The 21,079-nt window shown below is 71.5% G+C and carries 24 protein-coding genes; 16 read left to right on the forward strand and 8 right to left on the reverse strand.

What is annotated here, in order from left to right; all coding sequences use genetic code 11:
* From AB0E91_RS29815 to AB0E91_RS29850, 8 genes are all read left to right on the forward strand, one after another.
* Positions 1-918 (forward strand): SCO2523 family variant P-loop protein, encoded by a 918-nt coding sequence (locus AB0E91_RS29815; RefSeq protein WP_361788223.1) that lies wholly within the window; start codon positions 1-3, stop codon positions 916-918.
* On the forward strand, positions 915-1,901 hold the full coding sequence (locus AB0E91_RS29820; protein WP_361788225.1) for an SCO2522 family protein: 987 nt from the start codon (positions 915-917) through the stop codon (positions 1,899-1,901). Before AB0E91_RS29815 ends, AB0E91_RS29820 begins: the two co-directional genes overlap by 4 nt.
* A gap of 1 nt (position 1,902) precedes the next feature.
* A complete protein-coding gene (locus AB0E91_RS29825; protein ID WP_361788227.1) occupies positions 1,903-2,871 on the forward strand; it encodes an SCO2521 family protein in 969 nt (322 codons plus the stop codon).
* A 42-nt stretch (positions 2,872-2,913) separates the two neighbouring features.
* On the forward strand, positions 2,914-3,870 hold the full coding sequence (locus AB0E91_RS29830; protein ID WP_361788229.1) for a hypothetical protein: 957 nt from the start codon (positions 2,914-2,916) through the stop codon (positions 3,868-3,870).
* A gap of 71 nt (positions 3,871-3,941) precedes the next feature.
* Positions 3,942-4,688, forward strand: coding sequence for a DNA repair protein RecO (recO, locus tag AB0E91_RS29835; RefSeq protein WP_161180845.1), 747 nt, complete (start codon positions 3,942-3,944; stop codon positions 4,686-4,688).
* 30 nt (positions 4,689-4,718) lie between these two features.
* Complete coding sequence (locus tag AB0E91_RS29840) at positions 4,719-5,573, forward strand: isoprenyl transferase (protein WP_361788231.1); 855 nt, start codon at positions 4,719-4,721, stop codon at positions 5,571-5,573.
* A 35-nt stretch (positions 5,574-5,608) separates the two neighbouring features.
* Entirely contained in the window at positions 5,609-6,100 is a 492-nt protein-coding gene (locus tag AB0E91_RS29845) for a hypothetical protein (RefSeq protein ID WP_361788233.1), read from the forward strand.
* Between the two features lie 74 nt (positions 6,101-6,174).
* Positions 6,175-6,729 (forward strand): hypothetical protein, encoded by a 555-nt coding sequence (locus tag AB0E91_RS29850; protein WP_361788235.1) that lies wholly within the window; start codon positions 6,175-6,177, stop codon positions 6,727-6,729.
* A 44-nt stretch (positions 6,730-6,773) separates the two neighbouring features.
* On the opposite strand, the gene AB0E91_RS29855 is transcribed toward AB0E91_RS29850, so the two are convergent.
* The 4 genes from AB0E91_RS29855 to AB0E91_RS29870 all read right to left on the reverse strand — a co-directional run bounded on the left by AB0E91_RS29855 (position 6,774) and on the right by AB0E91_RS29870 (position 9,881).
* Positions 6,774-7,190 carry a Fur family transcriptional regulator gene (locus AB0E91_RS29855; protein ID WP_361788237.1) on the reverse strand — a complete coding sequence of 139 codons (417 nt, stop codon included), beginning with the start codon at positions 7,188-7,190 and terminating at the stop codon, positions 6,774-6,776.
* A 62-nt stretch (positions 7,191-7,252) separates the two neighbouring features.
* Complete coding sequence (locus AB0E91_RS29860; RefSeq protein ID WP_361788239.1) at positions 7,253-8,146, reverse strand: metal ABC transporter permease; 894 nt, start codon at positions 8,144-8,146, stop codon at positions 7,253-7,255.
* A complete protein-coding gene (locus tag AB0E91_RS29865; protein ID WP_361788241.1) occupies positions 8,146-8,919 on the reverse strand; it encodes an ATP-binding cassette domain-containing protein in 774 nt (257 codons plus the stop codon). Before AB0E91_RS29865 ends, AB0E91_RS29860 begins: the two co-directional genes overlap by 1 nt.
* Positions 8,916-9,881, reverse strand: coding sequence for a metal ABC transporter substrate-binding protein (locus AB0E91_RS29870; protein ID WP_361788243.1), 966 nt, complete (start codon positions 9,879-9,881; stop codon positions 8,916-8,918). The genes AB0E91_RS29865 and AB0E91_RS29870 overlap by 4 nt, the downstream gene beginning before the upstream one ends.
* 238 nt (positions 9,882-10,119) lie before the next feature.
* Here AB0E91_RS29870 and AB0E91_RS29875 point away from each other — a divergent pair, with 238 nt between their 5' ends.
* The 5 genes from AB0E91_RS29875 to AB0E91_RS29895 all read left to right on the forward strand — a co-directional run bounded on the left by AB0E91_RS29875 (position 10,120) and on the right by AB0E91_RS29895 (position 13,842).
* A complete protein-coding gene (locus tag AB0E91_RS29875) occupies positions 10,120-11,502 on the forward strand; it encodes a glycine--tRNA ligase (RefSeq protein ID WP_361788245.1) in 1,383 nt (460 codons plus the stop codon).
* 161 nt (positions 11,503-11,663) lie between these two features.
* The gene (locus tag AB0E91_RS29880; protein WP_361788247.1) at positions 11,664-12,674 is read left to right on the forward strand and encodes an aldo/keto reductase; all 1,011 of its coding nucleotides are present in this window, start codon (positions 11,664-11,666) and stop codon (positions 12,672-12,674) included.
* Between the two features lie 77 nt (positions 12,675-12,751).
* Positions 12,752-13,342 (forward strand): TetR family transcriptional regulator, encoded by a 591-nt coding sequence (locus AB0E91_RS29885; protein ID WP_361788249.1) that lies wholly within the window; start codon positions 12,752-12,754, stop codon positions 13,340-13,342.
* Positions 13,343-13,408: 66 nt separating this feature from the next.
* Entirely contained in the window at positions 13,409-13,621 is a 213-nt protein-coding gene (locus tag AB0E91_RS29890) for a type II toxin-antitoxin system HicB family antitoxin (RefSeq protein WP_161180334.1), read from the forward strand.
* Positions 13,618-13,842, forward strand: coding sequence for a type II toxin-antitoxin system HicA family toxin (locus AB0E91_RS29895; RefSeq protein WP_361788251.1), 225 nt, complete (start codon positions 13,618-13,620; stop codon positions 13,840-13,842). Before AB0E91_RS29890 ends, AB0E91_RS29895 begins: the two co-directional genes overlap by 4 nt.
* Positions 13,843-13,856: 14 nt before the next feature.
* Here AB0E91_RS29895 and AB0E91_RS29900 read toward each other — a convergent pair whose 3' ends face one another.
* The gene (locus tag AB0E91_RS29900) at positions 13,857-14,996 is read right to left on the reverse strand and encodes a serine hydrolase domain-containing protein (RefSeq protein WP_361788253.1); all 1,140 of its coding nucleotides are present in this window, start codon (positions 14,994-14,996) and stop codon (positions 13,857-13,859) included.
* An 82-nt stretch (positions 14,997-15,078) separates the two neighbouring features.
* Positions 15,079-15,306: a hypothetical protein gene (locus tag AB0E91_RS29905; protein WP_361788255.1), complete on the reverse strand. Its 228-nt coding sequence runs from the start codon at positions 15,304-15,306 to the stop codon at positions 15,079-15,081.
* 160 nt (positions 15,307-15,466) lie between these two features.
* Here AB0E91_RS29905 and AB0E91_RS29910 point away from each other — a divergent pair, with 160 nt between their 5' ends.
* Complete coding sequence (locus tag AB0E91_RS29910) at positions 15,467-16,405, forward strand: GDSL-type esterase/lipase family protein (RefSeq protein ID WP_361788257.1); 939 nt, start codon at positions 15,467-15,469, stop codon at positions 16,403-16,405.
* A 95-nt stretch (positions 16,406-16,500) separates the two neighbouring features.
* Here AB0E91_RS29910 and AB0E91_RS29915 read toward each other — a convergent pair whose 3' ends face one another.
* Positions 16,501-17,931 (reverse strand): MFS transporter, encoded by a 1,431-nt coding sequence (locus AB0E91_RS29915; protein ID WP_361788259.1) that lies wholly within the window; start codon positions 17,929-17,931, stop codon positions 16,501-16,503.
* 187 nt (positions 17,932-18,118) lie between these two features.
* Here AB0E91_RS29915 and AB0E91_RS29920 point away from each other — a divergent pair, with 187 nt between their 5' ends.
* Both AB0E91_RS29920 and AB0E91_RS29925 read left to right on the forward strand, forming a co-directional pair.
* The gene (locus AB0E91_RS29920; protein ID WP_361788261.1) at positions 18,119-19,009 is read left to right on the forward strand and encodes a helix-turn-helix transcriptional regulator; all 891 of its coding nucleotides are present in this window, start codon (positions 18,119-18,121) and stop codon (positions 19,007-19,009) included.
* Positions 19,010-19,065: 56 nt separating this feature from the next.
* On the forward strand, positions 19,066-19,431 hold the full coding sequence (locus tag AB0E91_RS29925) for a hypothetical protein (protein ID WP_361788263.1): 366 nt from the start codon (positions 19,066-19,068) through the stop codon (positions 19,429-19,431).
* Between the two features lie 4 nt (positions 19,432-19,435).
* Here the strand turns inward: AB0E91_RS29925 and AB0E91_RS29930 are convergent, their stop codons facing one another.
* Positions 19,436-20,884: an MFS transporter gene (locus AB0E91_RS29930; RefSeq protein ID WP_361788265.1), complete on the reverse strand. Its 1,449-nt coding sequence runs from the start codon at positions 20,882-20,884 to the stop codon at positions 19,436-19,438.
* Positions 20,885-21,079 lie beyond the last annotated feature (195 nt).

Below are 21,079 nucleotides of genomic sequence, written 5' to 3' on the forward strand. Positions count from 1 at the left end.
GTGCTCGTCTTCGCCGCCTCCGACAAGGGAGGTACCGGACGCTCCGTCACCAGTGCCAACCTCGCCTACCGACGCGCCCTCGACGGCGACGACGTCTGCTACCTCGACTTCGACTTCGGCTCGCCCACCGCCACCGCCGTCTTCGACACCCCCGACGTCATGGAGGAGGCCGAGGGCCGAGGTCTGCACGCCTACCTCAAGGGCAAGACCGGCGAACCCCTGCGCGTCGACGTGTGGAGCCGAACCGAACACCCCGTCCTCAGCGACCGCCCCAGCGGCTCCGGACGCCTCGTCCTCTTCCCCGGCGACCGGGGCGGCGGCGAGTTCGTCACCGACGAGGACAACCTGCACCGCTGCGTCGACCTCTTCCTGCGCCTGCACCGCGAGTTCGACCTCGTCGTGGTCGACCTCAGCGCCGGGCGCAGCTACGCCATGGACCTCGCCCTGACCGCCACCGCCCGCGAGGAACTGCGGCACATCCGCTCCCGCTGGCTGCTCTACCACCGCTGGACCCGGCAGCACGTGATGGCCGCCGCCGAACTCCTCTCCGGCCGCCAGGGCATCCTCGGCTCCGGCATCGCCATGGGCCACGACCGCACCGCGCTCCTCGGCTCCGTCCGCTTCGTCCGGGCCGCCGTACCCGACCTGGAGTCCCCGCAGTGGGCCCAGATGCCCGCCGCGCAGTACGCCTGGATGCGCCAGTGCGACAAACGCCTGGAGGAACTCGCCGCCTCCCTCGGCATCGGCAAGACCCGCGCCCTCGCCTCGATCCCGCTGGAACCCGTGCTCCAGATGCGCGAGCAGCTCATCACCGACGAGGACGTGCTCGACAGCAAGATCGCCAACTTCGCCACCCGGCAGGCCCTGGTGGAACTGGCCGAGCGGCTCACCGACGACAAGCACTGGGGGCAACTGTGACGGAGGCCGCCGCCGTCTTCCGGGAGACCAGCGCCGATCCGGTCACCGCATCCGTGCCGTACTCCCATCTCTCCCTGGAACTCGGCCACTTGTACATGGAGGACTTCGCCGAGGGCGCCGACCGGCTGGTGCGCCACTTCACCGCCGTACGCCCCTGGGCCGACACCGCCCGCGCCTGGGCCGCCACCCTGCCCGACGGCAAACGGCCCCGGATCAGCACCTGTTTCCTCATCGACGACTACTTCAGCCGGCTGTCCACCCCGGCCAAGCTCGTGCCCACCCTGCTGGAGGCCGCCGAGCGGGCCGGGCTCACCATCGACTACCTCGCCCGCGAGTCCGGCTGCGCGCTCGCCGACCCGGCCCGCCCCGACCGGGCCGGACTCGCCGAGTCCGTGATGCACCGGCTCGTCGAGTCGCCCCCGCCCGGCAGCAACGGCTTCCGCCCGCCCGTCAGCCGTACCGGCTGGCTCACCAACGGCCGCCGCGCGCCCACCCGGCGCACCTCCGCCGCCCTCGACGCCGACAGCGCCTGGCAGCCGCCCGCCGAGACCGAGGCGCGCGGCCACTCCGTCTTCGTCGACGTCGAACTCTGGGACGACAACGGCCCCCACCGCACCTGGTCCTGCGCCTTCCTCGCCGCCGTCTGGCAGCTCGCCCGGCTCGGGCTGCTGCGCGACGACGGCCGCGCCGTCCTCACCCCGACCCCCTGGGAACGGGACCTGCCCTTCCCCGACGACTGGGACGCGCTGCCGCCCCTGCTCCGGCTCAACCCGGCCGCGCCGCCCTTCACCGCGTACTACACGTGCAGCGCCCTCCCGGTCCGCTTCCTGCCCGTCGAACACGCCGTACGCGTCATCCTCGGCCAGGTCCACGTCGACGCCGACGCGGTCGGCCAGGCCGTGGAGCGGGCCCGCCAGGAGAAGGTCACCCTCCCCGAGGGCGTCGCGGAACGCACCTCCTACCTCTTCCCGCCGGGGCTCTGACATGGCCGCCACCCCGGCCCTGATGTGCGGCGAGGTCCGCACCTGCCTGCTGCCCACCCGCGACGCGGTGAGCGAGCGCACCGCCGAACGGCTGCTGCGGCTGCGCCCCGACGAACGCGTCCGCCTCTCCCGGCGCCCCAACCCGCACGCCCTCTCCCCGGTCGTGCTCACCGGCGTCGACTGTCGGCTGCCCGCCGTCAACGGCGCCAAGGCCCGCGCCATCGGCACCCTCGCCGCCCGCGCCGCCCTCACCGAGGGCCGGGTGCTCCAGGCCACGGCCCACTTCGCCGCTGCCGCGAGCGGGCCCGACCGGCGCCGTCCCTGGGGGGAGTACCTGGTCCACCCCGGCGTGCTCGTCCCGCTCGGAAAGCTCCCGGTCCGGGCGGTCGCCGACGGCTTCCTGCGCGAGACGCACGCCCCCGACCTGCTCGACGCCGGCTCGGTCGCCGAAGGCATGCTGGCCCGGATCTCCCGCGACCACCGCCTCCTCGACCACGACACCCCGCTGCGCACCCCCACCACCCGGCTCAGGTGGGTCGCCCTGCCCGCCCCCGCCGGGACACCGGCCCGGCTCGTGAGCCTCACCGTCGACGACGCCGACGGGCTGCTGCGCACCGCGGAACTGAGCGTCCCCGAGGACCTGGCACCCGCCGCCGTCGCCGGGTTCTGCGAGGACCTGGCCCTGCACGACTGGCTGCTGACCACCGTCGGCCAGAAACTCGACGGGCTGCCGCTCGCCCGGGCAGACGGCGCCGCCGCCCTCAAGGTGCTGCGTCCGCTCGTCGACCACCTGCTCCACCTCTGGATGCCCATGGCCCGCGTCGACCCGGCGCTCGGCCCGCTCTGGCACACCCTGGAGCAGCACCCCGGCTTCAGCCGCCAGTGGCACAACCTCGTACAGCGCGTCCGCGACCAGATGGCCCTGCGGGCCCTGCTGCACCGGGAGGCCGCCGCCCTGGCCGCCTCCTGACTTCATGGAAGCCCACATGATCCCGACGGGGGGAGAAGCGGGATGACAGGAACGATCACCACGCGCGGCCAGCACGGCCACCATGTCTCCGACACCGGGGGCCGGGAGGACGCGGGCCGCCGTTTATTGCAGAAACTGCTGGTCACGGTCGTGGCGGGCGGCGTGGTGTACGTACTGACCACGGTGCTCGCCCCCACCGCCGAGGACGTGTGGCAGCTGGTGCTTTCGGTGCTGTGCGGGGGCGCGGTACTGATCGTCCAGTTCATGGTGACCTTCGCGCACCAGCTCAACGACCTGAAGAGTTCCGTCGACAAACGCTTCGTGGACATCGGCCGGGCCACCAAGCTCTTCAACGAGGTCGAGAAGCTGCGCGGCGACGCGGTGCCCCGGCTCGCCGAGAGCGCCACCCTGGTCGTCTCGACCGGGCCCGAGATCCTGCACGACTTCGCGCACGAGGAGATCAACCGGCTCGCCCTCCAGATGGACGACCTCACCAACCTCACCGCCGAGTGCCCCGGCGAGAACCACGACTGGCTGCTCAGCCTCACCAAGTGCGCCCAGCGGACCATCGACGCGATCAGCACCTCCGTCGACCAGAACTTCTGGAGCACCGAGCCCGCCGGCCGCTATCTGGAGTCCCAGCGCGAGGCGATCGACGCGCGCGGGATCAAGGTCAGGCGGCTGTTCGTCGTCCGGGCTCCCGAGGACATCCCGCGCCTGTCCGACGTCTTCAAGGAACAGCGGGACGTGCGCATCGAGGTCCGCGTGGTGGCCCTCTCCTCGCTCCCGCTGCACGTCAGGCGCGGCAAGATGATCGACTTCATCATCTTCGACGGGGCCCTGTCCTACGAGATCGGCGCCGACCAGCTCAGCGTGAACTCCTGGACGACCGTGAACGCCCGCGAGGACGACGTACAGCAGCGGATCAGGCGCTTCAACGAACTGTGGAACGCGGGGGAGGGTGGCGAGGGGGGCACACCGGAGCCCGACGCCGCCTGAACCACGGGGACCGGGGTCCTGAACCACGGGGACCGGGCCTGCGCGCCGGGCGCGTGCGCGAGAATGGCCCCATGAGTCTGTTCCGCGACGACGGCATCGTGCTGCGCACCCAGAAGCTCGGTGAGGCGGACCGGATCATCACCCTGCTCACGCGCGGACACGGGCGGGTGCGGGCCGTGGCGCGCGGGGTGCGGCGCACGAAGTCGAAATTCGGGGCCCGCCTGGAACCGTTCTCGCACGTGGACGTGCAGTTCTTCGCACGCGGCAGCGAACTGATCGGGCGCGGCCTGCCGCTGTGCACCCAGAGCGAGACCATCGCGCCGTACGGCGGCGGGATCGTCACCGACTACGCCCGCTACACCGCCGGTACGGCCATGCTGGAGACGGCCGAGCGGTTCACCGACCACGAGGGCGAACCGGCCGTGCAGCAGTATCTGCTCCTCGTCGGCGCCCTGCGCACCCTCGCGCGCGGCGAGCACGCCCCGCATCTCGTCCTCGACGCGTTCCTGCTCCGCTCGCTCGCGGTCAACGGCTACGCGCCCAGCTTCGGGGACTGCGCGCGCTGCGGGATGCCCGGACCGAACCGGTTCTTCTCGGTCGCCGCGGGCGGCTCGGTCTGCGTGGACTGCCGGGTCGCGGGCAGTGTCGTACCGTCCCCGCAGACCCTGGTGCTGCTCGCCGCGCTGCTTACGGGAGACTGGGAGACGGCGGACGCGGCCGAGGCGCGGCACGTCCGCGAGGGGAGCGGCCTGGTGTCCGCCTATCTGCACTGGCATCTGGAGCGTGGGCTGCGCTCCCTTCGATACGTAGAGAAGTAAGCGGCTAGCACGGCTGAGGAGACGAGAAGCATGGTCGTACGCGGATTTCTGGGGCGTCGGCAGCGCGAGTACAAGGCGCCCGAGCCGCACCCCTCGGGCGCGCGTGCGCCGAAGCTTCCCGGTGAGCTGATCCCCGAGCACGTCGCGATCGTCATGGACGGCAACGGGCGCTGGGCCAAGGAGCGCGGGCTGCCGCGCACCGAGGGGCACAAGGTGGGCGCCGAGCGCGTGCTCGACGTGCTCCAGGGCTCCATCGAGGTCGGCGTGCGCAACATCTCCCTGTACGCCTTCTCCACCGAGAACTGGAAGCGGTCGCCCGACGAGGTGCGCTTCCTCATGAACTTCAACCGCGACTTCATCCGCAAGACCCGCGACCAGCTCGACGAACTGGGCATCCGGGTGCGGTGGGTGGGCCGTATGCCCAAGCTGTGGAAGTCGGTCGCCAAGGAGCTCCAGATCGCGCAGGAGCAGACCAAGGACAACGACCTGCTCACCCTGTACTTCTGCATGAACTACGGCGGCCGCGCCGAGATCGCGGACGCCGCCCAGGCCATCGCGGAGGACGTGAAGGCGGGCCGCCTCGACCCGTCCAAGGTCACCGAGAAGACGCTCCAGAAGTACATGTACTTCCCGGACATGCCGGACGTCGACCTCTTCCTGCGGCCCAGCGGCGAGCAGCGCACCTCCAACTACCTTCTCTGGCAGAGCGCCTACGCCGAGCTGGTCTTCCAGGACGTCCTGTGGCCCGACTTCGACCGGCGTGACCTCTGGCGCGCCTGCGTCGAGTTCGCCTCCCGCGACCGCCGCTTCGGGGGCGCCGTCCCGAACGAGGACCTGCTCGCCATGGAGGCGGCGATGCGGGGCGACGACTCGGCCGACGCCTGACCGGCGCCGGGGCGGATACGGACACGGGGGGCGTGATGGAACTGGCGTACCGGCCGGTGCTGGGGGACTTCCTGGCGGCGGCCTGGCGGAGGAAGCGGGTCTGGTGGCTCGTGTTCCTGGGCGCGGCCCAGTGGGCCTACGTGGCGCAGGAGGTCTGGTCGCTGCGGACGGGGCACAGCGGTGATCCGGTGCCCTGGCTCGCCCTGCGGGCCGTCATCGGCACGCTCCTGCTGGCCGCGCCGCTGGTGACGGCCTGGTTCGACTGGCGAGGCGCCGACCGTGACGGCACGATCCGGGTGACGCTCACGGAAACCGGGGTCACGGTGGCGGCCGGCGAGCGGGTGCGGACGTTCAGCTGGGCGACCCGGCCGCGCTGCCGCGAGACCCGCCGCGTCTTCCTCCTGACCGGCGGCAAGCCACCGTCTCCCCGTCTCACGGTCCTCCCGAAGCGCGCCCTCACCCCTTCGGACACCGAGCGCCTGCGCGCGCTTCTGGAACGGCACGCGGGGCTCGGCCGAGCGTCGTAAAGGGCTCGTTTCCGAAGATCATCCAGCCTTACGATCCCCTCGCACAGTCATGGACATGGAGAGGGGTGGGGGCCGTGGAGAAGGAACCGGATACCGTCGGGGATGCCGTGGAGACGGCCGGGGACGTCGTGGAGCTGACGTACCGGCCGGTGGCGGAGGACTTCGCGTCGGCGTTGCGGGCGCGGTTGCGGGTGACTCGCCTGGGGTGGGTGTACCGCTGGCTGCCCGTCGTGCTGGCCTGCATCGTCGTCGCGCAGATCGCGCTGCGCATCGCCGGCGTCGACGAGCACCTGTCGTCGGCCGCGCTCCTGTCGATGCTGATGATCGCGGTGGTGCTCCCGCTGTCGCCCCGGCTGACGGGGCGACGGCTCGCCCGGTACACCGAGCGGCAGGGCGTCTTCCGGGTCACCGTGACGGAGGCCGGGGTCTCGATGGTGACCGACACGGCCGGCGCCTCGGTCACCTGGCAGGCCCAGCCCCGTTACTGCGAGACGGAGCGCGTCTTCGTCCTGGTCAGCGATGACAAGAACGCCACGGGCTTCACGATGCTCCCCAAGCACGGCCTGCCCGACCGCACGGACGTGGACCGCCTGCGCGCGATCCTGGACCGCCACCTCACGCGCTGCTGAGCCGGGGAGGTCCGGGGCAGGCCCCCGTCACCCGGTGCCGTAGCTCAGCAGGGCGTCCCCGCGCAGTCGGCGCAGGTGCCGAAGATCTCCACCGTGTGGGCGACGTTCACGTAGCCGTGTTCCGAGGCGATGGCCTCGGCCCACTTCTCCACCGCCGGGCCCGCCACCTCGACCGCCTTGCCGCAGGTGCGGCAGACGAGGTGGTGGTGGTGTTCGCCGGTGGAGCAGCGGCGGTAGACGGACTCGCCGTCGGAGGTGCGCAGGACGTCGACCTCGCCGGCCTCGGCGAGGGACTGGAGGGTGCGGTAGACGGTGGTGAGGCCCACCGAGTCGCCCTTGTGCTTGAGCATGTCGTGCAGGTCCTGCGCGCTGCGGAACTCGTCGACCTCGTTCAGGGCCGCCGCCACCGCTGCGCGCTGCCGGGTCGCGCGGCCCTTCACGGGCGGTCCAGCGGTCGTCACCGGGTGCCTCCTCATGTCTGCGCCTCTGACCGGGCCATTGTGCCAGCCCGTACCCCACCGGGTCAGACGCCGACCTCGTCCCCGGCCGCCCGCGTGGCCGGAATCGCGCACTCCGCCGGGTCGCCGACGGGCCGCAGCGCGCGGGCGCGTCGGCGGGCCAGCGGGGTGGCCAGCACGGCCAGGACGGCGAACGCGGCGATGGTGAGGAGCACGATCGTGGCACCCGGCGGAACGTCCACGTAGAACGAGGTGACCGTGCCGCCGAGGGACACCGCGACACCGATCGCGACCGCCAGACCGAAGGTCGCCGCGAACCCCCGGGTGAGCTGCTGCGCGGCGGCCACCGGGACGACCATCAGCGCGGAGACCAGGATCAGGCCCACCACCCGCATCGCCACGGTGACCGTGACGGCCGCGGTGACGGCGGTCAGCAGGTTCAGCGCGCGCACCGGCAGCCCGGTGACCCGCGCGAACTCCTCGTCCTGGCTGACGGCGAACAGTTGACGCCGCAGCCCCAGCGTCACCGCGACCACCAGCGCCGCCAGCACCACGATCGCGGTCACGTCGGCGGGTGCGACCGTGGAGAGCGAGCCGAAGAGGTACGTGGAGAGGTTGGCGTTGGAGCCGCCGGGCGCGAGGTTCACCAGCATCACACCGCCCGCCATGCCGCCGTAGAAGAGCATGGCGAGGGCGATGTCGCCGCGGCTGCGGCCGTACCAGCGGATCAGCTCCATGAGGACCGAGCCCGCGACGGAGACCAGCGTGGCCATCCACACCGGCGAGGAGTGCAGCAGGAAACCGAGGCCGACACCGGTCATCGCCACGTGCCCGATGCCGTCGCCCATGAGGGGCTGGCGGCGCTGGACGAGGTAGATGCCGATCGCGGGCGCGGTGATGCCGACCAGGACGGCCGCGAGGAGCGCCCGCTGCATGAAGGCGTAGTTCAGGAGGTCCATCAGCTCAGCAGTCCCGTGCGGATCGGTCCGGCGCCCTCGGGGGCGTGGGGATGTACGTGGTCGTGGCCGGGGAGGGCGTGCTGGCCGACCGCCTTCGGGGGCGGTCCGTCGTGCAGCACGCAGCCGTCGCGCAGGACGACCGCGCGGTCGATCAGCGGCTCCAGCGGGCCCAGTTCGTGCAGCACCAGCAGTACGCTCGCACCGCCCGCGACCTGTTCGCGCAGCGTCGCGGCCAGCACTTCCTGGCTGGCCAGGTCCACGCCCGCCATCGGCTCGTCCATGATCAGCAGCTCGGGTTCGCAGGCCAGCGCCCGCGCGATCAGCACCCGCTGGTGCTGGCCGCCGGAGAGCGTGGTCACCGAGTCCCTCGCGCGGTCCGCCATGCCGACCAGCTCCAGCGCCCGGCGCACCGCTTCCCGGTCGGCCTTGCGGAAGAGCCCGAAGCGGGTCCGCGCCAGCCGCCCGGAGGAGACGACCTCGGTCACGGTGACGGGCACGCCCCCGGCCGCGCTGGTGCGCTGCGGTACGTACCCGACGCGCGCCCACTCGCGGAAGGACTTCAGCGGCGTGCCGAACAGCTCCACCGAGCCCGAGGTGGCGGCCACCTGCCCGATGGCGGTGCGTACGGCGGTGGACTTGCCGGAGCCGTTGGCGCCGAGCAGCGCGACGACCTCGCCGCGGCCCACGGTCACGTCGACACCGCGCAGGACGGGGCGGCCGCCGAGTTCGGCGCGTACGTCGCGCAGGGCAAGCACGGTCTCGTCGGTGGTCATTTCGCCCCCAGCGCCTGCTGGAGGGCCTTGAGGTTGGCCTCCTGGACGGCGAAGTAGTCCTTGCCCCGGGACTTCCCGGTGATGCCCTCGATGGGGTCGAGCACGTCCGTCTTCAGGTGGACGTCCCCGGCGATGGTCTTCGCGGTCCTGTCGCTGACCAGCGTCTCGTAGAACACGGTGGTGACGCCGTCGGCCTTCGCCAGCTTCTGGAGGTCCTTCACGCGCACCGCACTCGGCTCCGACTCGGGGTCGAGGCCGCTGATGGCCTCCTCGGTGAGGCCGTAGCGCTCGGCGAGGTAGCCGAAGGCGGCGTGGGTGGTGATGAAGACCTTGGTCCTGGTGTGGGCGAGGCCGTCCTCGAAGTGGGTGTTCAGCTCGTCGAGCCGCTTGACCAGGGCGTCGGTGTTCTTCTCGTAGTCCGCCCTGTGCTTCGGGTCGGCCTTCGCGAAGGCACTGCCGACGCCCTTGGCGACCTGCGCGTAACGCACCGGGTCGAGCCAGATGTGCGGGTCCTTGCCCGTCTCCTCCTCGTCGCCGTGGCCGCCCTCGGCGTGCTCGGCGGCGTGGCCGCCGACCTCGGTGCCGTGCTCCTCCAGCGTGGTCAGCGTGGCGGCGTCGATCTTGGTCTTGACCGGCGACTCGGCCACGGCCTTGTCCACCGAGGGCTGGAGCCCCTTGAGGTAGAGGACCGCGTCGGAGTCCTGGAGGCCCGCGATCTGCCGCGGGCTGATCTCCAGGTCGTGCGGCTCCTGGCCGGGGGTGGTCAGCGTCGTCACGTGGACGTGGGAGCCGCCGATCTCGTTCGCCAGGAAGGCCATCGGATAGAAGGAGGCGACGACGTCCAGCTTGCCCGTGTTCCCCGCCGCGCTCGCACCGCCCGAGCAGCCGGTGAGGGCGCCGAGGCCCAGCGCTGTGGCAGCCGCGAGCGCGGACCCGGATATGAGGCGTCGCCGTACGTTCATGACAGTCATTTTCAACAAAGATGGAAACCGTTGTCAACAAGCTGTCCGGCGTCTTGCGATGCGGGCGCTCGCGGGAGAAGTTTGGGAAGGGGTTGGGTGACCTTGGGTGATCTTGCGCAGTCCCGGGGCGCCTGCGGGCGGGGGCCGATTTGGCCGAGGGGGAGCCTGCGCCGGTAACCTGAATCATTCGCTGGAAGCATCTCGCTTCAACGCCCGTCGTCGTAATGAAGAGAGCACCGTGGCCGCCGACAAGATCGACACCATCGTCAGCCTGAGCAAGCGCCGTGGCTTCGTTTTCCCGTGCAGTGAGATCTACGGCGGACAGCGTGCCGCCTGGGACTACGGACCGCTGGGTGTCGAGCTCAAGGAGAACATCAAGCGTCAGTGGTGGCGCTACATGGTGACGTCGCGCGAGGACGTGGTCGGTCTCGACTCGTCCGTCATCCTGGCCCCCGAGGTCTGGGTCGCCTCCGGTCACGTCGCCACCTTCACGGACCCGCTGACCGAGTGCACCTCGTGTCACAAGCGGTTCCGTGCGGACCACCTGGAAGAGGCGTACGAGGAGAAGAAGGGCCACGCCCCGACGGGCGGCCTGGCTGACCTCAACTGCCCGAACTGCGGCAACAAGGGCACCTTCACCGAGCCCAAGCAGTTCTCCGGTCTGCTCTCCACCCACCTCGGCCCGACGCAGGACTCCGGCTCCGTCGCCTACCTGCGCCCCGAGACCGCCCAGGGCATCTTCACCAACTTCGCCCAGGTGCAGGTCGCCTCGCGCAAGAAGCCGCCGTTCGGCATCGCGCAGATGGGCAAGTCCTTCCGCAACGAGATCACGCCCGGCAACTTCATCTTCCGCACCCGCGAGTTCGAGCAGATGGAGATGGAGTTCTTCGTCAAGCCGGGCGAGGACGAGGAGTGGCAGGAGTACTGGATGCAGCAGCGCTGGAACTGGTACACCGGTCTCGGCATGCGCGAGGAGAACATGCGCTGGTTCGAGCACCCGAAGGAGAAGCTCTCCCACTACTCCAAGCGCACCGCCGACATCGAGTACCGCTTCTCGTTCGGCGGCTCGGAGTGGGGCGAGCTGGAGGGTGTCGCCAACCGGACCGACTACGACCTCGGTGCGCACTCCAAGGCCTCCGGCCAGGACCTCTCCTTCTTCGACCAGGAGGCCGGCGAGCGCTGGACCCCCTACGTCATCGAGCCCGCCGCCGGTGTCGGCCGCACGATGCTGGCCTTCCTCCTCGACGCCTACACCGAGGACGAGGCGCCGAACGCCAAGGGCAAGATGGAGAAGCGGGTCGTGCTGCGCCTCGACCACCGCCTGGCCCCGGTGAAGGTCGCGGTGCTGCCGCTGTCCCGCAACGCCGAGCTGTCCCCGAAGGCCAAGGGTCTCGCCCAGGCCCTGCGCCAGAACTGGAACATCGAGTTCGACGACGCCGGCGCCATCGGCCGCCGCTACCGCCGTCAGGACGAGATCGGTACGCCGTTCTGCGTGACCGTCGACTTCGACACGCTCGAGGACAACGCGGTGACCGTGCGCGAGCGCGACACGATGAAGCAGGAGCGCGTCTCCCTCGACCAGATCGAGGGCTACCTCGCGGCCCGTCTCATCGGCGCCTGACCTCTGCATTTCCGCCCACCCTCCGGTCCGGTCCTCCGGGCCGGAGGGTGGGCTTTTTCGTGCCCGCGTTCTCGCGCCCGGAGGGCTTCTACCCGCGATCCACTGACAAATAACAGATGACAGATATTGAATTCTGTCAGTCGTCGTGCCAGGCTGGACGCATGACGATCCCCACGCGAAATCTCGGCACCACCGGCCCCCAGGTCTCCGCCCTCGGCCTCGGCTGCATGGGCATGTCCGGTATGTACGGCGAGGCGGACCGCCCGGAGGGCATCGCCACCGTGCACGCCGCCCTGGAGAAGGGCGTCACCCTCCTCGACACCGGCGACTTCTACGGCATGGGGCACAACGAACTCCTGGTCGGCGAAGCCCTCCGCACCGCCCCGGCCCACCTGCGGGACAACGCCGTGCTGAGCGTGAAGTTCGGCGCCCTGCGCGACCCGGACGGCGCCTGGCTCGGCTTCGACGGCCGCCCCGCCGCGGTGAAGACCTTCGCCGCCTACTCCCTCCAGCGCCTCGGCGTGGACCACATCGACATCTACCGCCCCTCCCGGCTCGACCCGGACGTGCCGATCGAGGAGACGGTCGGCGCCGTCGCGGAACTGGTCGAGAAGGGCTGGGTCCGGCACATCGGCCTCAGCGAGGTCGGCCCCGACACCATCCGCCGGGCGGCGGCGACGGCCCCCATCAGCGACCTCCAGATCGAGTACGCGCTGATCTCCCGGGGCCCCGAGCGCGAGATCCTGCCCACCCTGCGCGAACTGGGCATCGGCGTCACGGCGTACGGCGTCCTCTCGCGCGGCCTGCTCTCCAACCACATCACGGCCGACCGCGGCTTCGCGGCCACCGACTTCCGCTCCTTCTCGCCGCGCTTCCAGGGCGAGAACTTCCAGCACAACCTGACCCTGGTCGACGCCCTGCGCAAGATCGCCGAGCAGAAGGGCGCGAGCGTCGCCCAGATCGCCATCGCCTGGGTGCTCTCCCGGGGCGAGGACATCGTGCCGCTGGTCGGCGCCCGCACCCGCGAGCGGCTGTCGGAGGCGCTGGGCGCGCTCGACGTGACCCTGGACGCGGCCGACCTCGCGGCCATCGAGGAGGCCGTACCGGCGGACGCGGCGGCGGGGGAGCGGTACGCCCCGGCCCAGATGGCGATGCTCGACAGCGAGCGGTGAGCCGGGGGCGCGGTGCCCGGCGAAAGGACCCGTCTCCGCCGGTCACGGCCGCCTTCCCGCCAGGTACGGTCTAGGACATGGCAGCGACCGAGACCCTGACCGCCGAGCGCATCCTCGAAGCGACCGAGGAGGTGCTGCGCCGCCACGGCCCGGCCAAGGCCACCGTGGTCGACGTGGCCCGCGCGCTCGGTGTCAGCCACGGCAGCGTCTACCGCCACTTCCGCACCAAGGCCGCCCTGCGCGAGGCGGTGACCAAGCGCTGGCTGGACCGGACGTCGCTCACGCTGGCCGACATCGCCGGAGGCCCCGGCCCCGCCGAGGAGCGGCTGCGCGACTGGCTGGCCGCGCTGTTCGAGGCCAAGCGGCACAAGGCGGGGGACGACCCCGAGCTGTTCGCCACCTACAGCGTCCTGGCCGACGAGAGCGGCGCGACGGTCGGTGAGCACATCACCGACCTCACCGGCCAGCTCGCCACCATCATCGAGGCCGGCGTCGACACGGGCACCTTCCGCCCGGCCGACCCCTCCGCCGAGGCCCGCGCCGTCTTCCAGGCCACGGCCCGCTTCCACGACCCCTGCCACGCGCGCGAGTGGCAGCGGCCGGAGATCGAGACGGACTTCGAGGCGGTCGTGGGGTTGCTGATACGGGGGTTGCGGGCGGAGGGGTAGGCGGGGATCTCTGCGAGGCCGACGGAACATCGACGCCGATATCGCCCGGCGTGCCAGACTTTGCCCATGACGCACGCACTGCATCTGACTGCCGCGGTCACCCACGAGGACGAGTGGTACGTGGCTCGTTGCCTCCAGGTGGAGGTCACCAGCCAGGGCGAGAGCATCGAAGAGGCGCTGTCCAACCTCCGTGAGGCACTGGAGCTGTACTTCGAGGACGCTCCCGTCCCCGCCGTCACCGACGTGATCACCGCGCCGGTCGAGGTCCGCGTCGCATGAGCCCCGCCGTGCCCAACGGCGTGTCCGGCACCGAGATCGTCAAGGCGCTGGAGCGTGCCGGTTTCGGGCATGTCTCCACCCGTGGCAGCCACGCCGAGTACCGCAAAGACGAGCGGACCGTCATCGTGCCCCTGCATCGCTCCCTCGCGCCGGGCACCCTGCGCTCCATCCTCCGCCAAGCCGACTGGACGGTGGACGACCTCACCGAGCACCTCAAGTAGCCGTACGGCTTCAGCTAGGCGGTGATCCGCCAGAAGTCGCGCATCGCCGCGGGCGGGGTGGGGCTCGTCATGGCGACCTGGGTGAGCAGGATGGTGACCTTGGCGGTGGCCGGGATCAGGTGGGCCGTCGTGCCGCTGCCGCCGACCCAGCCGTAGCGGCCGGGGACGGTCCAGGGCTCGGTGCGGGCGACGTCCACCGAGCCGCCGTAGCCCCAGCCCTGGCCCTCCAGGAAGAGGGGGCTGGCCTCGCGCTGGGCCGGGGTCAGGCGGTCGGTGGTCATGCGGGTCACGGCTTCCGGGGAGAGCAGCCGGCGGCCGTCGGGGCTCTCGCCGCGTGCGAGGAGCATCCGGGCGAAGGCCAGCCAGTCGTCGGCGGTGGAGACCAGGCCACCGGCGCCGGAGGGGAAGTCGGGCAGCCGCTTCCAGTCGTCGGCATGGGTGTCCGCGACCTCGGCGGTGCCGTCCTCGCCCGGGCGGAAAGCGGTGGTGAACCGATGCCACTCCCGCTCGGGCACGGAGAACCCGGTGTCCTTCATGCCGAGGGGCTCGAAGATCCGCTCGGCCATGAACTCCGGGAGCGTGCTGCCGGAGGCCCGCGCGATCAGCACGCCCTGGAGGTCGGAGGCGGTGTTGTAGAGCCACGCCTCGCCGGGCTGGTTCAGCAGCGGCACCTTGGCGAGGTCGGCCAGCCACGCGGCCGGGGCCGGGTAGGAGTGCGGGACGAGGCCGTTCTGCAGGGCGAACAGCGCACGGACGGCGGGCAGCGAGAAGTCGGCGGGGAAGCCCCAGCCGGGCCGGGAACTGAGCAGATCCTCCACGGTGATGGACCGCTCGGCGGGCACCACGTCGTCCACCGGACTCTCCGGCGTCCGTACCACCATCGGCGCGGCCAGCTCCGGCAGCCACCGCTCCACCGGGTCCTCCAGAGCGACCCGCCCGTCCTCGACCAGCATCATCAGCGCGGCGGCGACGATCGGCTTGCTGGTGGAGGCGAGCCGGAAGACCGAGTCCCGCGCCATCGGCACGTTCCGGTCGCCGTCCGCGTGTCCGACGGCCACCACCTCGACGTCGTCCCCGTGCGCGACCAGCGCGACGGCGCCGGGGAGGCGGCCGTCCTCGACGTACCGGTGCAGGGTGTCGTGCAGTGCGGTCATGGGGTTCGCCCTCCGGTCGGCGTGGGTGGTCCGTGGGTGGTCACGGGCCGTCAGGTGTTACGACTCCCACGGCCGCGCGGAATCATCGCCGCGCGGGGTCGACGGTCGCCTGATGGGCCTCGGCCAGATGCGCCGCGGCCCTCTCCAGGTGCTCCCCCGCCCTGCCCCACGGCAGGAACCGCGTCCCCTCCCGCCAGCCGCAGGTCCCGCAACTGATCACCCGCCGCAGCCCGTCCTGCCGTACCCCCACCACATGCACCCGCCCGTGCCGATCCCACCGCCGCACACTGCCCGCACCCCTGCTGTCCATGGCCGGAGTGTGCAGCACGGGGGGCGAGGTGGGGGCGGGAATGGAGGACCCACTCGCCGCGAGAGCCCCGCTCCTGGAGCAGATGCGCTGGTCAGAGGCGCAGTGGCACGATGCGTAGGGCCGATAGGGTGACTTGATCATCCCGATGAAAGGCCGCGACGTGACCGAGTCCCGCCCCCACGCCCTGTTCTCCTTCGGCACGCTGCTGGACCAGCGGGTACAGATCGCTCTCTTCGGTCGCACGGTACCGACGACCGCGGCGTCGCTGGCCGGTTACACGACCAGGCCCCTGGCGATCACCGACGAGTCCGTGATCGCCACCAGCGGCCAGGACGTGCACCTGACCCTGGAGCGGAAGTTCGGCGCCACGGTCGAGGGCGCCGTCCTGCGTCTGAGCGACCAGGAGCTGGCCGCCGCCGACGACTACGAGGTGGACGACTACGCCCGGCGGCGCGTGCTCCTCACCTCGGGGGAGACCGTCTGGGCCTATCTGGACGCGCGGGCGCTGCGCGCGGCGGCACGCATCGTGATCGTCGGCGACAGCATCGCCTATGGACGCTGCGACCCTCAGGGAGGCTGGGCCGGACACTTGGCCGCTGCCCACATCGCGGCGAACGAGACCCAGCACCGCGTCTTCAACCTGGCCATCCCCGGCAGCGGTCTGGCGGATGTCGACGAGCAGACACCGCCGCTCCTGGCTCCCCGCCACCCCGACACGCTCGTCGTGGCCGCCGGGATCAACGACTCCGCCCTGCCCCTGGCCGCGTCGGACACCGACCGTGACGCGTTGCCGCACGTCGCCGACCGTCTCGTCTCGCTGGCCGCGACAGCCCGGCGGCACAACGCGCGCATGGTCGTGGTCGGACCGATCTGGGTCGACGAGACACGGCTCGGCGATTTCGAGGGCCTCCGCTTCACCACGGAGCGGGCACTCGTACTGCGTGCCGCCCTGCGGACCTGGTGCGAGGACCACCACGTCGACTTCCTCGACATGTGGGAGCCGCTCCGCGACCAGCCGCACCTGCTCGTCGACGGTCTGCACCCCGGCCCGGAAGGGCACAAGGAGCTCTACCGGCATCTGAGCGCCCTCAGCTGCTGAACACTGAGCTGTGCTGAACACGGAGCTGTGCTGAACACGGAGCTTTGTGGACCGCCGCGCGGAGGAACCGGTGAGTGCCCCCGCTCACTCTCCCCTCACCCCACCTCCCTCGGCAGCCGCAGGCTCAGCAGGCCCGTGACGAGGATGGCTCCCAGCTGGGTGACGAGCGCGGCGAGCAGGGCGTCGCGCATCCCCAGGTGGGGGATCAGGCTGAGGAAGAGAGCGCCCAGGGTGGCCACGCCGAGGGCGAAGGACGCCTGCTGGGTGGTCGTCAGGACGCCGCTGCCCACCCCGGCGCGGGCGGACGGTACCTCGGCCAGGACGATGCGCATCAGGTTCGGCAGCTGGAGGGCCTGACCGGCTCCGGCGACGGCCGCGCCCGGCAGCAGCGCGCCGAGACCCAGGTGCGGCCAGTCGAGCCACACGGCGAGCGCGATGAGCAGGACACCGATCCCCTGCAGTGCGGACCCGGTGGCGACCACCCGCGTGCCGAAGCGGGCGATCAGCCGCGGCCCGATCAGCGAGACGAGCAGGAACGACACGGCCATCGGCGCGAGCGCGAGCCCCGCCGCCACCGGTCCCAGCCCGGCCCCCTGCTGGAGGCTCAGCGCGATCACGAACATGAACCCGCTGAAGCCCAGCGAGAACGGCACGATGATCAGCAGCCCGCGCCGCAGCGACGGCGCCGCGAACAGGCTCGGCGGCAGCAGCGGGGTGTGCCCCAGCCGGTCCGCGCGGCGCTCGACGGCGTAGAACGCCCAGGCCGTGACCGGGAAGACGGCCAGCGACAGCCATGTCCACAGCGGCCAGCCCGTCGCGCGGCCCTCGGTCAGTGGGGCGAGCAGCGCGAGCAGGGCGACGGCCAGCAGGACGGTGCCGGGCACGTCCACGGGCTCCGGGTGCCGGGAGCGGGTGTCGGGGACGCGGCGGACGGCGAGGACCAGGCCGAGGACGACCACGGGCACGTTGACCAGGAAGATCGACCGCCAGCCGGTACCGGCGATGTCGGCGGCGACCAGGACGCCGCCCAGGATCTGCCCGATCACCATGGAGAGCCCCGCCGTCGCGCCGTACAGGCTCATCGCGCGGGCGCGGCGGCCGCCGGTCGTCGTGGCCTGGATGGTGGCGAGCACCTGCGGGAGCATCAGCGCGGCCGACGCGCCCTGCGCGGCCCGCGCCGCGACCAGGCTCCACGCGTCCGGCGCGAGCCCGCACGCGAGCGAGGTGACCCCGAAGGCGGCCATACCGGCGATGAACAGCCGCCGCCGGCCGAAGAGGTCCCCGAGGCGGCCGCCGAGCACGAGCAGCACGGCGTAGGTGACGCCGTATCCGGCGACGACCAGTTCCAGGACGGCCTCGCTCGCGTGGAGGCCGGCGCCGATGGCGGGCAGGGCGACGTTGACGATGAAGAAGTCGACCAGCGGCAGCGCCGCGGCCAGCAGGACGGTCAGCAGGCCCGGCCCGGTGAGGGTGGGTGCCGCCGCCGGGGCGCGCACGGTGGTCGCGCCGGTGAGGGTCTCAGTCATGTCCCCGAGCCTGCGCCGCGCCGCAGACGGGTACCAGAGTGTTCTCATCCTGGTACCGGAACTACCCGCCAATCCCCTCCGTCCGGCCCGGCAGGGCAGGCAACCTGGTACTGATTCCCGCTCGTCCTGGTAGCAGAAGTACCTGGAAACGGGGTGCGGGCGGGCGCATTCTGGAACCATGTCGACCATGGCCCAGGAAAACGCCGCGGGAATCGCCTCGGAAGCCACCGCTCCCGTGTCCAAGAGCGCGGAGATCCGGCGCCATGAGCTGGCCACGTTCCTGCGCAGCCGCCGCGAGCGCATCCCGCCCGAGCAGGTGGGACTGCCCCGGGGCGCGCGGCGCCGTACGCCGGGACTGCGCCGGGAGGAGGTCGCGCACCTCTCCGCCGTGGGCGTCACCTGGTACACCTGGCTGGAGCAGGCCCGCAACATCCAGGTCTCGGTCCAGGTCCTCGACGCCCTCGCCCGCACCCTGCTGCTCGACCCCAGCGAGCGGGCCCACCTCTTCCAGCTGGCCGGGGCCGCCGACCCCACGCCCGCCGCGACCTGCCCGAGTCTCACCCCGGCCCTGCGGGACACGCTGCGCCAGCTGGAGCCGTACCCCGCCGCCGTGCAGAACAGCCGCTACGACATCCTGGCCTACAACCGCGCCTACGCCCGGCTGCTCTGCGACCTGGACGCCGTCCCGCCGGAGGACCGCAACTGCCTCCTCCTCGCCTACACCCACCCCGACTGGCGCTCCTCAATCGTCCACCTCGACGACACCCTCCGCCTGATGGCCGCCCGTCTCCGCGCCTCCCTCGCGGGCCACCTCGGCGAACCCGCCTGGAAGATGCTGCTCAAGCGACTCCAGACCCTCCCCGAATTCCGCGAACACTGGGAGCGGTACGAGGTCGTCGGCAACCGCTCCAAGACGAAGGAGTTCCTCAACCCGTACGTGGGACACCTCACCCTGGAACACACGGACCTGTGGCTCAGCCCGGACCCGGGGCCCCGCATGGTGATCTACACGCCGAAGAACGAGGAGACGCGGGAGCGGCTGGAGCGGTTGTACGAGCTGGCGTGCGCGGCGGGGTGACCTGGTTCCGGTGAAGGCGCGGCGAGAATTCGGAGTACCGGCAGATCGTGTTCCCCATGGCTGACCTCAGCGGCTACGGAGTCAGGGTCGCTTCGTACGCCGAACTGCTCGACATCAGGGACGACCCGAGAAGCGCGTTCTTGAGCGCCCGGCTGGATCGCCTCATCCCCACCGGGCGCGTTGACGAGGGTGCGCAGCACGTCCTCATGCCCCTGCTGGAGAACGGATACCGCGAGGCCGTAGGGGAGAGGACGTTCCGGTGCTACCTCTGGTTTCTCGAATCCGGAGAGAACGCCCGGTCCTGTGTGCTGATCGACGTTCCCGAGAGCCGTCTCTCGGCTCTCAGGAGACTGGGGCAACGCGCGCTGGAGAAGGTGGTCCTGAACCTTCTCGGAGAGCTGTCGATCGAGACGCTGCCATGACGGCTCAGGCCCGCCCCGCCCCCACCGACTCCCGCACCTCAGGCGCCTCGAGCCGTTCCGCCGTGCGCGTGGCCGTACCCCGGGCCCAGCGGCCGCTGGTGACGTAGCCGAGGATCAGGACCGTCGCGCCGCACGCTGTCAGAATCCACCAGCCGGGACGCGCGGCGGAGACGAACGCGTCGCGGTACGGGGAGTCGCCGATGCCGGACGCCAGGACCGCGCCGACCACCGCGACGCCGAGGGTCTGGCCCAGCTGGCGGCTCGTGGAGGCCACCGCCGCTGCCACTCCCGCCTGGGCGCGGGGCATGCCGGAGACCGCCGTGTTGGTGATCGGGGCGTTGACAAAGCCGAAGCCGATGCCGAAGAGGACGTAGCCCGCGAGGAGGGTGAGGTTGGAGGTCTCCGCTTCGAAGGCGGCGAAGAGGACGCCGCTCAGGGTCATCGCGGCGCCCGCGAGGAGGAGCGGGATGCGGGGGCCCCGGCTGCCCACCAGGCGGCCGGAGAGCGGGGCGCACAGGAGGGTCGGGGCTGCCATCGGGAGCATCCAGAGGCCCGCGTGCAACGCGTCCAGGCCGCGGACGTTCTGGAGGTACAGCGTCGACAGGAACAGGAAACCGCCCAGCGCCGCGAAACCGCTCACCGCTATCACCGTCGCCCCGCTGAAGGGCGCCGAGCGGAAGAAGCGCAGGTCGATCAGGGGTTCCGCGCGTCGGGGCTCGTAGATCAGCAGGGCGAGCAGCGCGGCCAGTGCCACCGCGCCGAAGGGGAGCACCGTCGCCGCGCCCGCGTCCGGCGCCTCGATGATCGCGTACGTCAGCGAGCCGAACAGGGCGATCACCAGGAGCTGGCCCACGGGGTCGACGCGGCGCGGCTTCGGCGCGCGGGACTCCGGGACGAAGCGGAGCGTCAGCAGCAGGGCCGCCACGCCCACCGGCAGGTTGACCCAGAAGATCGAGCGCCAGCCGACCGACTCCACCAGCAGCCCGCCGACCAGCGGGCCCGCCGCCATGGAGATGCCGACCACCGCGCCCCACGCGCCGATCGCCCGCGCCCGCTCGCGCGGGTCGGTGAAGGTGTTGGTGATGATCGACATCGCGACCGGGTTGAGCATCGAGCCGCCGACCGCCTGGATCATGCGGAAGACGACGAGCAGTTCCAGGTTCGGCGCCAGCGAGCACAGCAGGGAGCCGAGGGTGAAGACCGTCAGGCCGGTCATGAAGACCCGTTTGCGGCCGATCCGGTCCGCCGTGGAGCCCGCGAGCATCAGCAGCGAGGCGAGTACCAGCGTGTAGGCGTCGATCGTCCACTGGAGGCCGGAGGTGGTCGCGTGCAGGTCGCGCTGCATCGAGGGGAGCGCGACATTCAGGGCGGTGTTGTCGAGGCTCACGATCAGCAGGCTCATGCAGCAGATCGCGAGCACGAGCAGCCGCCGCCGGTGGCTGAGCTCGGGCATGGGCTCCATCGTACGCTCATTTCAATAGTGCGGCTAACTAATTACCAATGCACGGATATCGGTGGAGGAGCGGCCGCTGTCGGTGGAGGAGCGGCCGCGTATCGGTGAAAGGGCGGGCACGCGAGGGACATGGGGGACAATGGACGACGGCCCACGCCCCACCGGCCCCAGCCGCACACCCGACATCCGACCCGG

This window comes from Streptomyces sp. NPDC026659 (assembly GCF_040638245.1).
Taxonomy (GTDB): domain Bacteria; phylum Actinomycetota; class Actinomycetes; order Streptomycetales; family Streptomycetaceae; genus Streptomyces.

Bases quoted from the DNA above. Each gene is read 5' to 3' on its own strand.
- AB0E91_RS29825 (WP_361788227.1), top strand. From the start codon at position 1,903: ATGGCCGCCACCCCGGCCCTGATGTGCGGCGAGGTCCGCACCTGCCTG.
- AB0E91_RS29830 (WP_361788229.1), top strand. From the start codon at position 2,914: ATGACAGGAACGATCACCACGCGCGGCCAGCACGGCCACCATGTCTCC.
- recO (WP_161180845.1), top strand. From the start codon at position 3,942: ATGAGTCTGTTCCGCGACGACGGCATCGTGCTGCGCACCCAGAAGCTC.
- AB0E91_RS29840 (WP_361788231.1), top strand. From the start codon at position 4,719: ATGGTCGTACGCGGATTTCTGGGGCGTCGGCAGCGCGAGTACAAGGCG.
- AB0E91_RS29845 (WP_361788233.1), top strand. From the start codon at position 5,609: ATGGAACTGGCGTACCGGCCGGTGCTGGGGGACTTCCTGGCGGCGGCC.
- AB0E91_RS29860 (WP_361788239.1), bottom strand. From the start codon at position 8,146: ATGGACCTCCTGAACTACGCCTTCATGCAGCGGGCGCTCCTCGCGGCC.
- AB0E91_RS29865 (WP_361788241.1), bottom strand. From the start codon at position 8,919: ATGACCACCGACGAGACCGTGCTTGCCCTGCGCGACGTACGCGCCGAA.
- AB0E91_RS29870 (WP_361788243.1), bottom strand. From the start codon at position 9,881: ATGAACGTACGGCGACGCCTCATATCCGGGTCCGCGCTCGCGGCTGCC.
- AB0E91_RS29880 (WP_361788247.1), top strand. From the start codon at position 11,664: ATGACGATCCCCACGCGAAATCTCGGCACCACCGGCCCCCAGGTCTCC.
- AB0E91_RS29885 (WP_361788249.1), top strand. From the start codon at position 12,752: ATGGCAGCGACCGAGACCCTGACCGCCGAGCGCATCCTCGAAGCGACC.
- AB0E91_RS29890 (WP_161180334.1), top strand. From the start codon at position 13,409: ATGACGCACGCACTGCATCTGACTGCCGCGGTCACCCACGAGGACGAG.
- AB0E91_RS29895 (WP_361788251.1), top strand. From the start codon at position 13,618: ATGAGCCCCGCCGTGCCCAACGGCGTGTCCGGCACCGAGATCGTCAAG.
- AB0E91_RS29900 (WP_361788253.1), bottom strand. From the start codon at position 14,996: ATGACCGCACTGCACGACACCCTGCACCGGTACGTCGAGGACGGCCGC.
- AB0E91_RS29905 (WP_361788255.1), bottom strand. From the start codon at position 15,306: ATGGACAGCAGGGGTGCGGGCAGTGTGCGGCGGTGGGATCGGCACGGG.
- AB0E91_RS29915 (WP_361788259.1), bottom strand. From the start codon at position 17,931: ATGACTGAGACCCTCACCGGCGCGACCACCGTGCGCGCCCCGGCGGCG.
- AB0E91_RS29920 (WP_361788261.1), top strand. From the start codon at position 18,119: ATGGCCCAGGAAAACGCCGCGGGAATCGCCTCGGAAGCCACCGCTCCC.
- AB0E91_RS29925 (WP_361788263.1), top strand. From the start codon at position 19,066: ATGGCTGACCTCAGCGGCTACGGAGTCAGGGTCGCTTCGTACGCCGAA.
- AB0E91_RS29930 (WP_361788265.1), bottom strand. From the start codon at position 20,884: ATGCCCGAGCTCAGCCACCGGCGGCGGCTGCTCGTGCTCGCGATCTGC.